We start from the raw sequence: 12,680 nt of genomic DNA on the forward strand, positions 1-12,680 counted from the left end.
CGGCCCGCCGGTGCGGGATCATCCCCGCGGCAGCCGCACCTCTGCGACCGTACCGCCCCCGTCCCGTGGACGTAGGGATACCCATCCATTCTGCTGTTCAACGATCCGACGGACGAGATAGAGGCCGAGCCCGGCACCCGGATAACCCCGACGGTCCCCGGACTCGCCCTGCCAGAACCGGTCGAAGGCGCGTTCCACGTGCTCCGGCCGGATTCCCATCCCCCGGTCGGCCACCCGGAACGACACCGTCTGCCCGTCGGCCGTCGCGATCACCTCGATGGGGGAGTCCGTCGGCGACCACTTCCCCGCGTTGGTGCACAGCTCGGTCAGCACGGTGGTCAGCCGGTGCCGGTCCCCGAGTGTCTTGGGCAGGTCGACCGGGACGTGCAGGAGCAGCCGACGACGCAGGTCGCCGGGGAGGTCAAGCACCGCGGCGCGGAGCGCCTCACCGAGGTCGAACGGGACGGCCGGCTCGTCGCTGGGGCGTACGTCGGTGGCCGAGGTGAGCAGCCGGTCGACCAGTCGGGCCAGTTCGTTGGCCCGCTGACCGATCACCCGGGCCGCCTGCCGTCGATCGTGGTCGGTCAGCGACTCCCAGTGGTCGGTGAGGGTGTCCGCGTACCCCTTGATGACGGTGACCGGGGTACGCAGCTCGTGGCTGGTGACCGCGACGAACAGGTCCCGGTCGGAGTCGCGGCGTTGCTGGTCGGTGATGTCGCGGAAGGTGACCACCCGGAGCGTGCCCGGACCGACCAGCTCGCCGGAGGTGATCCGTAGCCACTGCCCGCCCGGCAGTTGGTGGTCGAGCACCTGGCCGGCCGCCGGGAGCGGGAACGGCAGCGGTCGGTTCATCGCCTCGGCGGCGGTGCGGCCGGTGACCTCGACGGCCGCCGGGTTCCACAGCCGGACCCGGCCGTCCCGGTCCACCACGGCCAGGCCGTCGGCGAGCGCCGCGACGACCGGGCCGTCGCCGTGCACCGGCAGGCCGCTCTGGTCGCCGTACATGTGGGCGATGCAGGAGGCGAAGTAACCGATGGTGGCGTGCTGGATCCGGTCCTCGGACTCCTCGTCGTCGGGATAGAGGGCGTGCAGGCTGCCGACGGTGAGCCCGTTGAGTTCGGCGCGGGCGACGATCATGCGGCGCAGACCGCGCTCGGCCAGTTCCCCGGCGAGCGGGCCGTCGAGACGGTCCAGCCGGGTCTGCCGGACCCGGGGGCCGGTGAGCAGGCAGACGGTGGCCGGGTCGGAGGCGGGCAGCGGACGGCCGATGGTCCACTCGGCGTTGCCGCTGGCGGCGATCACCCGTCCGCCGGTCGGGGCGAACTCGACGAAGGCCACGCAGGCCGCGCCGAGCGCGGGCCGGGCCGCCCGCAGCAGCGCGGTGAGCACCGGCAGCCCGGCCTCACCCGCATTGATCATCTCGATCACCGCGCCGTGGTCGGCGATGAGGGTGGCGAGATCGGTGCGCTCCGGCATGCCCCGAGTGTGCCCCGTGCGACGGCCTTCGGGCACCCCCGGGGAGTCGGGCCGGTCCGGCACCCGGTGCCGGCCCGAACGGTCGGCGTCGGCCCGGGGCAGGTGGGAGGCGGACGTCATCGACCGAGCCGGGCCAGGGTGTGCGCCGGCCGGTCGGTGATCACCCCGTCCACCCCGGCGTCGAGGACCAGGTCCAGGTCGGTCGGCTCGTTGACCGTCCAGACGTACACCTGGTGGCCGGCGGCCCGGAGTGCGGGCACCAGTTCCGGGCGGGCCCGGACCAGCCCGATGCCCGGCCCGGCGATCCGGGCCCCGAACGGCAGCCGGTCGAGCCGCAGCCAGCGGGGCAACACCTCCAGCAGCAGCACCGTCGGCAGCGCCGGGGCCAGCTCGCGGACCCGGCGGACCGCCAGCGGGGAGAAGGACATCACGGTGACCTGGACCGGATCGTCGGGGGCCGGCTCGGCCAGCCCGTGCCGTCGCAGCAGGGTGACCAGCCGGCGCTCGACGTCCCCCCGGTAGCGGGACGGGTGTTTGGTCTCCACCAGCAGCCGGACCGGGCGGCCGGCGGCCCGGACGGCGGCCAGCAGCCGGTCCAGGGTGAGCAGCCGGGTGCGCGTGTCGTCAAGCGCCTCGTCGCCGTCGGCCGGCGGGCACCCGGGGTGCCAGGAGCCGAAGTCCAGCGTCTCCAACTCGGCCAGGGTGCGGGCGCTGACCAGACCGTGGCCGTTGCTGGTCCGGTTCAACCGCCGATCGTGTACGCAGACCAGGTGCCCGTCGCGGGTCAGCCGGACGTCGCACTCCAGCCCGTCGGCGCCCTCGTCGAGGGCCCGCAGGTAGGCCGCCAGGGTGTGTTCGGGGAGGTCGGCCGACGCGCCACGGTGCGCGAAGACAAGTGGATCGCCCATCCTCCGACGCTCAGATGACCTGGCCGGGTTGCCCGTCCCCGGTGACCACCGGTTTGCCGACGGCCACCCACTGCCGCATCCCACCGTCGGCGTTGCGCACCTGCTCCCAGCCGTTGCCGAGCAGGTAACCGACCACCTGCGCGGAGCGCCCGCCGGAGCGGCAGATCACCGCGACGTCGCGGTCGGTGGGCACCTCGGCGAGCCGGGCCGGCAGCTCCATCATCGGTACGTGGTGGGCGCCGGGCGCGTGGCCCGCCGCCCACTCGTCGTCCTCACGGACGTCGAGCAGGTAGGTGTCGTCGTCGATCGCGGTCACGGGGACGCTGGGAACCTGGGATCCGAACACGGTCACCAAGCCTAGATCCTCGGTGCCGGGAACGGCACCTCGACGGTCGGCGTGGCGGCCCCGGGCTGCCGGTGATCCGGGTGCCGGCGGCCGGCTGCCGGGTCACAGCCGGTTGACCCAGCGTGGGTTGGCCTGCGCCCAGTCGGGCAGCCGGTCGGTGCGGACGGCGTCGAAGAGCCCGCCGCCACCGTGGTCGAGCACCACGTACGAGATGCCGTCGATGGTCTGCGGGTACGAGGGCAACTGCACCCCGTGCAACGCGTCGGCGGGCAGCGCGCGCAACGCGAACACCAGGTCGTCCAGGGGCACGCCGTTGGTGTCGACGGTGAGCGAACCGCCTACCGCCCGCAGCACCCGGTCCAGTTGCACCGGGTCGCTGCGCAGGTGGGCCTGGGCGGCCCGGTCCATCATCGCCCGCAGCATCTGCTGCTGGTGTCGTTGCCTGTCGTAGTCGCCACCCGGGAGGCCGTAGCGCTGCCGGGCGTAGTCCAGCGCCTTCGCGCCGTCCATCTGCTGGCAGCCGACCGGGAAGAGGGCCCCGGTGTGGATCGACCGGACCTCGGTGTCGACGCACATCCGGATGCCGCCCAACAGGTCGATGACCTGCCGGAAACCGGCGAAGTCGACGAGTGCCGCGCCGTCGAAGCGGATGCCGGTGAGCTGGGTGAGGGTGGCCGAGAGCAGTCGGGTGCCGCCCTCGCCGCCGCCGCCGTGCTCGTACGCAGCGTTGATCTTGTCTTGCCCCCCGCCGTAGCCGATGCCGTCGGGTGGGATCGCGACCAGCAGGTCGCGGGGAACGGAAATCAGGTACGCCTGTCGCAGGCCGGGTGGGACGTGCACGATCAGGATGGTGTCCGATCGCTGGTCCGGCCCCTGCGCGCCGGCTCGTCGGTCGGAGCCGACGATCAGGTAGTTCAGGCCGTCGTCCAGCTCGGTGCGGGCCTGTCGGGCGTCCGGGGCGAGCAGTTGTTCCCGGCTGACCGTCCGGTCGTAGCGCTGGGTGAGCATCCGCACCCCGACCACGGCCAGCCCGGCGAGCAGCACCAGGGTCAGGCCGACGCCGAGCAGGACCCGCGACCCGCGGGCCGTACGCCGGGCGGGGGACGGTCTGCCCCGCCCCCGGTCGGATCGCGCTGACCTGGCCGTGACGTCCTCCCCGTGGCCGTAACGTGAATGTCTCTCACATCAGGCTAGGGCGGGACGGTGGGGCTCCGGGCCGGTTCCCCGCTATTTCCGGCGGGTCACTTGCGGGTGGACAGCACGCTCGGGTTGGCGTAGACGAATTCGCCGAGCTTGTCTTCCTTGATCGCCTGGAACATGTCCAGGGTCTGCGGGCTGAGCGCCTCGCGGTTGTTGGCGTTGCCGTTGAACGTGCCGCCGTTGGTGCGCAGCATGGTCAACTCGTTGGCGGTGACCCCGCGCATGGTGAAGACCAGGTCCGCGACCGGCACGCCGCCGGTGTCCAGGATGAACGCCTTACCGGCCGCCTTGATCAGCTGGTTGACCTTCACCGGGTTGGTCAGCATGCCCTTGTCGGTGGCCTTGCGGGCCATCGCCTTGATCAGCTGCTGCTGGTTCTGCTGCCTGTCGTAGTCGCTGTTCGGCAGGCCGTAGCGCTGCCGCGAGTAGTCGAGCGCCTGGAGGCCGCTCATCTCCCGGCAGCCCTTCTTGTAGACCACGGGCGTCATCGGCCGGCCGGTCTTCTTGGCGTCCGCGTTCCACATCTGCTTGCCGTCCACGATCATCATGTGGTGCGACTTCACCTCGTGGCTGACGCAGATGCGCACCGAGCCGAGGGTGTCGATGACGTTCTTGAAACCGCCGAAGTTGATGATCGCGGCGCCGTCGAAGCTGACCCCGGTCATGTTCTTGATGGTTTGGGCCATCAGCTGGGCGCCGCCCTCCCAGCCGCCACCGTTGCGTGCGCCGGCCTGGAACGCCGCGTTGATCTTGTCGGTGCCGCCCTTGAACCCGCTCTTCTTGAACGCGGGGATCTGCGCCTCGGTGTCCCGGGGGATCGAGATCAGGTACGCCTGGTCGTGGCTGGCCGGGATGTGCAGCACGATGATGCTGTCCGACCGGACGTCGTCGGCGGCCCAGCGCTCCCGGGCGTCCACCCCGAGCAGCAGCATGTCGATCGGGCCGTCCAGGTTGGCGCCGCCCTCGGCCTCGGTCTTGCCCGCCCCGCCGAGCAGGTTGCGCTGTGCGATGTTGCCGGTGGCCTGGCTGATCAGCACCTTGCTGCCGACGATCGCGACGCCACTGGTCAGCATCAGCACGGCGCCGAAGACCACTGTCAGCCGCGCCCAGAGCGGGTCCTTGCGCTTGGCACGCTTGCGGACCGTGCCGGTGCGCCGACCGCCGCGACCACCCGGTGACGGGACGGCGGCCGATGCCCGGTAGGGGTCGGCGCTCAGCGACGAGGGGCGGGGACTGGTCTGAACCGGCATGCGTGCTCCAGCTCGCGTGATCGGGGGGCGGGACCACTGTACGTACCGCTTCCCGGCAAGGCGAGGTCGTCACACGCACAAATCCCAGAAAACCTGACCTTTGCCCCCGCAATTCATCCGTTCGGACGAATTGATGAGACCGGACGGCCGTTGGCGTTCGATGATCAAGCGGTCGGCAAACGACCTCTGATGACGGTTGTCGAAATCTGCCCGACACATCGGGGCAGGCCGCGACGGCCCGCCCCGCGCCGGCGGGACCGTCAGTTGCCGTTGCCCGCCTTCTTGTCGGCCGCCACCCAGTCCGCCATCGTGTCGGCGGACATCGCCTTGTACATCGCCAGCGCCTTCTCCCGGTCGGAGACCACCACCGACTCCCCGTCGATGGTGTCGCTGCCGGTGTTCGGGCTGGTGAGGAAGGTCAGGTTCTCGCCGCGCAGATTACGGAACTGAATGGCCATGTCACCGAGGGAGAAGCCGTTGTCCACGGTCGCCGCGTCGGTCACCGACTGGAGGAACGCGTTCAGCTTCTTCGGGTTGGTAAGCGTGCCGGTGCTGGCCGCCTTGTCCATCAGCGCCCGCAGGAACTCCTGCTGGTGACGCATCCGGGCGAAGTCACCCTGGGGGAACTGCTTGCGCTGCCGGATCCAGTCCAGCGCCGTGGCGCCGTCCATGTGCATGGTGCCCTTGGTGAACTTCCGGTACGGCTTGTGGATCGAGGTGATGCTCTGCTCCACCTTCAGGTCGACCCCGCCGACCGCGTCGGTGACCTCCTTGAAGCCGCCGAAGTCGATCGCCATCACGTTGTCGATCCGGACGTCGGTGAAGCACTCCACGGTGCGTACCGCCAGCGGCAGGCCACCGAAGGCGAACGCCGCGTTGATCTTCGCCCGCCGGCCGGAGGAGCAGTCCGCGCCGGCGCTCTCCGGGATCGGCACGTACAGGTCACGCGGGACGGAGACCAGGTAGGCCGACTGGTGGTCGGCCGGGATGTGCATGACGATCAGCGTGTCCGCGCGCCACTCGCCCGGCTTGTCGACCGCTGCGTCCGGGTCCCGCGAGTCCGTGCCCACCAGCAGGATGTTGAGCGCCCCGTCGACCGGCTTGGCGGGCCGACCGCCGGTGATCTCGGAGAACGGGTCGGTGCGGGCCAGGTCCTTGTCGAGGCTGCGGGTGTAGAAGAAGGCCCCGATCCCGCCGAGCAGCGCCACCACCAGCACCGTCACGCCGGCCACCAGGGCGATCCGCCCCCAGCGCGGTCGCGGCCCGCGCCTGCCGTAGTTCCCCGGCCCGCCTGGCCCGGCGGGGGTGCCTGGGCCGCCCGGTCCGCCGGAGCGGGGCTGGCCCTCCTGGTACGACGGGTACCACTGCGCGTCGGACTGGCGGGAGCGCCCGGTGGTGCCCCGGTCGGCACCGGGCACCGGGGCACGGCCCGCGCCGCGGTGCAGGTACGGGAGCGAGGCGCCGGCTGACGAGGTCGCTGACATGCGTTTCAGCGTACGTAGGCCGGTCGAGCGTCGGCGGAACGCGAAGCCCGCCGGCCGTCCCGCGTGGCGCGGGGGAGCTACCCTAACCGGTCGCGGAAATGGTCGATGGTGCGCCGGAGGCCCTCCTCGGGCGAGACCGCCGCCTGGTATCCCAGCAGGTCCCGGGCCAGGGTGAGGTCGGGGCGGCGCATCTCCGGGTCGTCCGAGCTGCGAGTGACGTAGGTCACCTGTGACTGGCTGCCGGAGAGTGACGCGATGGTCTCGGCGAGTTGCCGCATGGTCAGCTCGTGCTCGGTGCCGCAGTTGATCGGGCCGGTCTCCGTCGAGTCGAGCAGCAGCAGGATTCCCCGCACCAGGTCGTCGACATAACAGATCGACCGGGTCTGTCCACCCGTGCCGTGCACGGTGATCGGCTCGCCGCGCAGCGCCTGGGAGATGAAGGTCGGGATGGCCCGGCCGTCGTCCGGGCGCATCCGTGGGCCGTACGTGTTGAAGATCCGGACGATCGCCGCGTCCAGCCCCCGACTGCGGTGGTAGGCCATGGTGGCCGCCTCGGAGAAGCGCTTCGCCTCGTCGTAGACGCTGCGCACCCCGATCGGGTTGACGTTGCCCCAGTACGTCTCCCGTTGCGGGTGCTCCTTCGGATCCCCGTACGCCTCGGAGGTGGAGGCCATCAGGAACCGGGCGCCGTCGGCGACCGCGCGGTCGAGCAGGTGCAGGGTGCCCACCGAACCGACCCGCAGGATCTCCACCGGCAACTTCTCGAAGTCGGTCGGGCTGGCCGGGGACGCCATGTGCAGGATCGCGTCGAACCGCTGGGTCAGGGCCGGGTGGTGGGTGGGCAGGCCCTCGGAGATGTCCGCCTCGACCAGGGTGAAACGGGGGTCGTCCGCCAGGTGCGCGACGTTGTCCTTGGAACCGGTGACGAAGTTGTCAAGCGCGACCACCGTGCACCCGCGGTCGATCAGGGCGTCCACCAGGTGCGACGGCACGAACCCGGCGCCGCCGGTGACGAGGACGCGGTGACCGTTTCCGAACCGCTGGGCAACCTTCATGGCGGTCAGCCTACCCAGCACGGCACCCGCACACTCTTTGGACCTGGAAGATCCCGGTGTCCCGTACGCTGCCCGTCCCTGTCGCTGTGGCCGGTCGACCCCGACGGACCCGGTGCACGGCGGAGGCCCCCGCCGCGGGCGTCGCGGCGGGGGCCTCGTGGTGCCGGTCGGTCAGTGCGCTCCCGCGCCGGTGAGGGCACGCACCTCCAGCTCGGCGTACTTGTCCTCGTCGTGCTCCTTGGAGATGATCGTGCCGATCCAGCCGCAGAGGAAGCCGAACGGGATGGACAGCAGGCCCGGGTTCGACAGCGGGAACCACTGCCAGTCGTGCTCCGGGAACATCGAGGTCGGCGCGCCGGAGACGACAGGCGAGAAGAACACCAGGAACACGGCGGAGAGCAGACCGCCGTAGATGGCCCAGACCGCGCCCGAGGTGTTGAACCGCTTCCAGAACAGGCTGTAGAGGATCGCCGGCAGGTTGCCCGAGGCGGCCACCGCGAACGCCAGCGCCACCAGGAAGGCCACGTTCAGGCTCTGCGCGTAGATCGACAGGGCGATCGAGACCGCGCCGATGACCAGGGCCGAGATCCGGGCCACCCGGACCTCCTGCCGTTCGGAGGTCTGCCCCTTCTTGACCACGTTGGCATAGAAGTCGTGCGCCAGGCTGGACGACGACGCCAGGGTCAACCCGGCGACCACCGCCAGGATGGTCGCGAAGGCCACCGCCGCGATGATCGCCAACAGGGTCGCCCCGCCCAGGTCACCGCCGAGGAAGGTCTTGCCCAACTCCTCGGCGAGCTGCGGCGCGGCGGTGTTGCCGGCCTTGTCCTGCGCGACGATCGCCTTGCCGCCGACCAGCGCCGCCGCACCGAAGCCGAGGGCGAGGGTCAGCAGGTAGAAGGTGCCGATGATGCCGATCGCCCAGAGCACGCTCTTGCGGGCCGCCTTGGCGGTCGGCACGGTGTAGAAGCGGATCAGGATGTGCGGCAGGCCGGCCGTGCCGAGCACCAGGGCGATACCAAGCGACAGCAGGTCCATCTTGTTGTAGAAGGTCTGGGTCGAGTTGCCGGCCACCTCGACGCCGTAGCGGAGCCCGGGTTCGAGGAACGCGTTGCCCTTGCCCGACGTGGCGGCGGCGTCACCCAGCAGCGCCGAGAGGTTGAAGTTGTACTTCGCCAGCACCAGCACGGTCATCACCAGCGCGCCGGTCATCAGCAGGAACGCCTTGACGATCTGGACGTACGTGGTGCCCTTCATGCCACCCACGGTCACGTAGATGATCATGAGGGCACCGACCATGATGATGGTGGCGATCTTGGCGGTGTCGGCGTCCATGCCGAGGAAGGTCGTGCCCGGCTTGATCCCGAGCAGCAGCGCGACCAGGGCGCCCGCGCCTACCATCTGGGCCAGCAGGTAGAAGATCGACACGGTGATGGTGGAGACCGCCGCCGCCGTACGCACCGGGCGCTGGCGCATCCGGAAGGCCAGCACGTCGGCCATCGTGTACCGGCCCGAGTTGCGCAGCAGCTCCGCCACCAGCAGCAGTGCCACCAGCCAGGCGACCAGGAAGCCGATGGAGTAGAGGAAGCCGTCGTAGCCGTACAGCGCGATGATGCCGGCGATGCCGAGGAACGACGCGGCCGACATGTAGTCGCCGCCGATCGCCATGCCGTTCTGGAAGCCGGAGAAGGACCGGCCGCCGGCGTAGAAGTCGGTGGCCGTCTTGGTCTGCCGGCTGGCCCAGATGGTGATGGCCAGGGTCACCGCCACGAAGACCAGGAACAGGGTGATGGTGAGGTTGCGGGCGGTGCCGCCACCCGCCTCAACCGCGAGGACCGGATTCATGGGTCACCTCCCCGATCTCGGCGCGGATGCGGTCGGCGACCGGGTCGAGCTTCCGGTCGGCGTACCGGGAGTAGAGCCAGGCGATGAGGAACGTCGAGACGAACTGGAGCAGACCGAAGACCAGCGCCACGTTGATGTTGCTGCCGAAGAGCTTCGTGCCCATGAAGTCCCGCGCGTAGGCGGAGAGGATCACGTAGAGCGCGTACCACAGGAAGAACGCGACGGTCATCGGGAAGACGAAGCTGCGCAGCGCGCGGCGCAACCCGACGAACTCGTCCGACCGTTGTACGGCCAGATAACGCTCCGCCGCCGACTCGGCCGGGGCGGGCGTGGGTGTGTCCGTGGACATTCTGTGGATCACCACCTTCACAGGCGTTGGGGTTTCGCGCACCGTAGAGAGCCCGCTGCCTGCCGGGAAAGGCCGGGATCGATCCCGGCAGCCACCTGCGCCGAACGGTCCCCCACCTGCGCCCAGTGACCCGCGTCACCCCGCTCACCGGCCGTGGGCCGGCTCTCGGGGTGGGGCGGGTCAGGGAAGTTGGTGGTAGCGGCCCCGGTAGTGCAGGAGCGGAGGGGTGTCGGTGCCGATCTCGACCGTCTCGATGGTGGCCTCGACCAGGAGGGCCCAGCCGCACTCCCGGGCGGTGTCCAGGCGGCAGCCGGCCCAGCTCCCGGCGTCGGCGGGCACCGGCCCGTAGCGGGTGTCGGTCCACGAGTCCGTGGCGAAGAGGCCGCCCGGGGAGGGGAAGAGGCCGGCGAACCGGTCGGCGAGCTGCCGGTGTGCCGGGCCCAGCGGGGCGACCGCGAACCGACCGGACTCCTCGACCGCCGCCCACAGGTCCGACTCCGGGTCGACCAGCCCGAGCAGGCGGTCCGGCTCCCCCTCGACGACCAGGGTTGACGACACGGTCAGCCCGGCCGGGCCGGGAGCCGTCCAGAGGGTCACCGGTGCGGCCAGCCTGCCCCGCAGTCGGCGTACCGGCGAGCGCTGACCGGTCGGCACCGCGAACGGGTCGGTGTGGTGGATCTCGGCACCCGGTTCTGGATTCACGTGAAACATTGTGACTCCCGCCCCACCGGGTACGGGGGACCGTCCCCACCTGACCGTTCCCGACATGCCTGGTCGGGGCCGGTGCCGGCGGGCCGGCGGCCGGTGCCGGTCGGAGCGGTCGCGCTGACCTGAGCCCAGTACCCTTTCCTGTGGTCAGTTGCGTAGAGTAGCCGAGTTCAGGGGCTGCCGAGCCGCGACTGGGCTTCGGAGTGGGGCGGCACGGTGTCGCCGACGCGAGTGGGGAAGGCGGAGGCCGGCAGATGTCTGCGGTGAGGCGCAAGGCTGTGGTGCTGCTCAGTGGGGGGCTCGACTCGGCCACGGTGCTCGCGATGGCGGTGCACGAGGGGTACGAGGCCTACGCGTTGAGCTTCCGTTACGGTCAGCGACACACGGTGGAGCTCGACGCCGCGCGTCGGGTGGCGGAGGGGCTCGGCGCCGCCCGGCACGTGGTCGCCGACATCGATCTCCGGGTCTTCGGTGGCTCGGCGCTGACCGACGACGCGCTCGCGGTGCCGCACCACGACAGCGCGGACGATCTCGGCTCGGACATCCCGATCACCTACGTGCCGGCCCGGAACACCATCTTTCTGTCCTTCGCGCTGGCGTGGGCGGAGACCCTGGACGCCTCGGACGTGTTCATCGGCGTCAGTGCCCTCGACTACAGCGGCTACCCCGACTGCCGGCCCGAGTACATCGCCGCGTACGAGCAGATGGCCAACCTGGCGACCAAGGCGGGTGTCGAGGGCCGGCAGCGGCTGCGCGTGCACACCCCCCTGATCGAGCTGACCAAGGCCGACACGATCCGTCGGGGCCTGGAGTTGGGCGTGGACTACGCCTGGACGCACAGCTGCTACGACCCGGTCGAGGGGCGCGCGTGCGGGACGTGTGACTCGTGCCTGCTGCGGGCCCGTGGGTTCGCCGAGCTCGGTCTCGTCGATCCGGCGCTGACGTCGGCGGGCGGGTGAGCCCGGTGTACCGGGTCAAGGAGATCTTCTACACCCTGCAGGGCGAGGGCACCCACGCAGGTCGGCCGGCGGTGTTCTGCCGGTTCACCAGCTGCAACCTCTGGACGGGGCGGGAACAGGACAGGCACCGCGCCATCTGCCAGTTCTGCGACACGGACTTCGTCGGCACGGACGGCCCCGGCGGGGGCCGTTTCCGTACGGCGGTCGAGTTGGCCGGCGCGGTGGCCGCGGCGTGGCAGGGGCAGGAGCATCCGCGGAGCCGCCCGTACGTGGTGTGCACCGGCGGCGAGCCGCTGTTGCAGCTGGACGACGCGGCTGTCCGGGCCCTGCACGACGAGGGTTTCGAGGTGGCGGTGGAGACCAACGGCACCCGGCCTGCCCCGGCCGGACTCGACTGGATCTGCGTGAGCCCCAAGGCGGGCGCCGAGGTGGTGCTCACCCGTGGGCACGACCTCAAGCTGGTCTATCCGCAGGCCGGGGCCGAGCCGACCCGGTTCGAGGAGCTCGACTTCGAGCACTTTCTGTTGCAGCCCATGGACGGTCCGGACCGGGTGGCCAACACCGAGGCCACGGTCCGGTACTGCCTCGACCATCCGCAGTGGCAGTTGAGTCTGCAGACACACAAGTACCTAGGAATCGCCTGATGGAAATCTTCCGGGAGTTCACCTTCGAGGCCGCGCACCGGCTGCCCAATGTGCCAGCCGGGCACAAGTGCGCCCGGCTGCACGGCCACTCGTACCGGGTGCAGGTGCACGTCGAGGGTGACGTCGACCCCGAGGCAGGCTGGGTGATGGACTTCGGCGACCTGAAGCGGGCCTGCCAGCCGCTGCGCGACCAGCTCGACCACTACTACCTCAACGAGGTGCCCGGTCTGGAGAACCCGACGAGCGAGGTGCTGGCCCGCTGGATCTGGGACCGGCTGGTCGACCAGCTGCCGCTCTCGGCGGTCATGGTCCGTGAGACGTGCACCTCCGGCTGCGTCTACCGGGGAGAGCGCTGACGCCTCCGGCCTGCCGGCACCGCCCGTCGATCATCGATGATGACGGGCCGAGGTGGGCGGAGTAGGCTCGTCGCGAACGGGGAACGGCGGCGGTGCCGCA

General features: G+C 70.7%; 13 protein-coding genes. 3 read left to right on the forward strand and 10 right to left on the reverse strand.

Annotation, left to right across the window (positions count from 1 at the left end; all coding sequences use genetic code 11):
- Positions 1-18 precede the first annotated feature (18 nt).
- The 10 genes from OHQ87_RS25470 to OHQ87_RS25515 form a co-directional block, all read right to left on the reverse strand.
- Complete coding sequence (locus OHQ87_RS25470) at positions 19-1,476, reverse strand: sensor histidine kinase (RefSeq protein ID WP_328341877.1); 1,458 nt, start codon at positions 1,474-1,476, stop codon at positions 19-21.
- A gap of 116 nt (positions 1,477-1,592) precedes the next feature.
- Positions 1,593-2,384, reverse strand: coding sequence for a glycerophosphodiester phosphodiesterase (locus tag OHQ87_RS25475; RefSeq protein ID WP_328341879.1), 792 nt, complete (start codon positions 2,382-2,384; stop codon positions 1,593-1,595).
- A 10-nt stretch (positions 2,385-2,394) separates the two neighbouring features.
- Positions 2,395-2,730, reverse strand: a complete 336-nt coding sequence (locus tag OHQ87_RS25480; RefSeq protein ID WP_328341880.1) for a rhodanese-like domain-containing protein — start codon at positions 2,728-2,730, stop codon at positions 2,395-2,397.
- 102 nt (positions 2,731-2,832) lie between these two features.
- A complete protein-coding gene (locus tag OHQ87_RS25485; RefSeq protein ID WP_328341881.1) occupies positions 2,833-3,774 on the reverse strand; it encodes an LCP family protein in 942 nt (313 codons plus the stop codon).
- Positions 3,775-3,971: 197 nt separating this feature from the next.
- The gene (locus tag OHQ87_RS25490) at positions 3,972-5,180 is read right to left on the reverse strand and encodes an LCP family protein (protein ID WP_328341883.1); all 1,209 of its coding nucleotides are present in this window, start codon (positions 5,178-5,180) and stop codon (positions 3,972-3,974) included.
- 260 nt (positions 5,181-5,440) lie between these two features.
- A complete protein-coding gene (locus tag OHQ87_RS25495; protein WP_328341885.1) occupies positions 5,441-6,664 on the reverse strand; it encodes an LCP family protein in 1,224 nt (407 codons plus the stop codon).
- Between the two features lie 77 nt (positions 6,665-6,741).
- The gene (locus OHQ87_RS25500) at positions 6,742-7,719 is read right to left on the reverse strand and encodes an NAD-dependent epimerase/dehydratase family protein (RefSeq protein WP_328341887.1); all 978 of its coding nucleotides are present in this window, start codon (positions 7,717-7,719) and stop codon (positions 6,742-6,744) included.
- 171 nt (positions 7,720-7,890) lie between these two features.
- Positions 7,891-9,564: a solute symporter family protein gene (locus OHQ87_RS25505; RefSeq protein ID WP_328341889.1), complete on the reverse strand. Its 1,674-nt coding sequence runs from the start codon at positions 9,562-9,564 to the stop codon at positions 7,891-7,893.
- Positions 9,542-9,913, reverse strand: a complete 372-nt coding sequence (locus OHQ87_RS25510; RefSeq protein WP_328341891.1) for a DUF485 domain-containing protein — start codon at positions 9,911-9,913, stop codon at positions 9,542-9,544. The genes OHQ87_RS25505 and OHQ87_RS25510 overlap by 23 nt, the downstream gene beginning before the upstream one ends.
- Before the next feature lie 180 nt (positions 9,914-10,093).
- The gene (locus tag OHQ87_RS25515; protein WP_328341893.1) at positions 10,094-10,681 is read right to left on the reverse strand and encodes a flavin reductase family protein; all 588 of its coding nucleotides are present in this window, start codon (positions 10,679-10,681) and stop codon (positions 10,094-10,096) included.
- A 194-nt stretch (positions 10,682-10,875) separates the two neighbouring features.
- On the opposite strand from OHQ87_RS25515, the gene queC reads away from it, so the two are divergent.
- Genes queC through queD form a run of 3 tightly spaced genes read left to right on the forward strand, consistent with a single transcriptional unit; the run spans position 10,876 to position 12,580 of the window.
- On the forward strand, positions 10,876-11,580 hold the full coding sequence (queC, locus tag OHQ87_RS25520; protein ID WP_328341895.1) for a 7-cyano-7-deazaguanine synthase QueC: 705 nt from the start codon (positions 10,876-10,878) through the stop codon (positions 11,578-11,580).
- Positions 11,581-11,585: 5 nt separating this feature from the next.
- The gene (gene queE, locus OHQ87_RS25525) at positions 11,586-12,224 is read left to right on the forward strand and encodes a 7-carboxy-7-deazaguanine synthase (RefSeq protein WP_328341897.1); all 639 of its coding nucleotides are present in this window, start codon (positions 11,586-11,588) and stop codon (positions 12,222-12,224) included.
- On the forward strand, positions 12,224-12,580 hold the full coding sequence (gene queD, locus OHQ87_RS25530) for a 6-carboxytetrahydropterin synthase QueD (RefSeq protein ID WP_328341899.1): 357 nt from the start codon (positions 12,224-12,226) through the stop codon (positions 12,578-12,580). The genes queE and queD overlap by 1 nt, the downstream gene beginning before the upstream one ends.
- Positions 12,581-12,680 lie beyond the last annotated feature (100 nt).

The sequence above is a fragment of the Micromonospora sp. NBC_00421 genome (assembly GCF_036017915.1).
Classification (GTDB): domain Bacteria; phylum Actinomycetota; class Actinomycetes; order Mycobacteriales; family Micromonosporaceae; genus Micromonospora.

Coding starts and splice junctions, on each gene's coding strand:
- OHQ87_RS25470 (WP_328341877.1), bottom strand. CDS start 1,476: ATGCCGGAGCGCACCGATCTCGCCACCCTCATCGCCGACCACGGCGCG.
- OHQ87_RS25475 (WP_328341879.1), bottom strand. CDS start 2,384: ATGGGCGATCCACTTGTCTTCGCGCACCGTGGCGCGTCGGCCGACCTC.
- OHQ87_RS25490 (WP_328341883.1), bottom strand. CDS start 5,180: ATGCCGGTTCAGACCAGTCCCCGCCCCTCGTCGCTGAGCGCCGACCCC.
- OHQ87_RS25495 (WP_328341885.1), bottom strand. CDS start 6,664: ATGTCAGCGACCTCGTCAGCCGGCGCCTCGCTCCCGTACCTGCACCGC.
- OHQ87_RS25500 (WP_328341887.1), bottom strand. CDS start 7,719: ATGAAGGTTGCCCAGCGGTTCGGAAACGGTCACCGCGTCCTCGTCACC.
- OHQ87_RS25505 (WP_328341889.1), bottom strand. CDS start 9,564: ATGAATCCGGTCCTCGCGGTTGAGGCGGGTGGCGGCACCGCCCGCAAC.
- OHQ87_RS25510 (WP_328341891.1), bottom strand. CDS start 9,913: ATGTCCACGGACACACCCACGCCCGCCCCGGCCGAGTCGGCGGCGGAG.
- OHQ87_RS25515 (WP_328341893.1), bottom strand. CDS start 10,681: ATGTCGGGAACGGTCAGGTGGGGACGGTCCCCCGTACCCGGTGGGGCG.
- queC (WP_328341895.1), top strand. CDS start 10,876: ATGTCTGCGGTGAGGCGCAAGGCTGTGGTGCTGCTCAGTGGGGGGCTC.
- queD (WP_328341899.1), top strand. CDS start 12,224: ATGGAAATCTTCCGGGAGTTCACCTTCGAGGCCGCGCACCGGCTGCCC.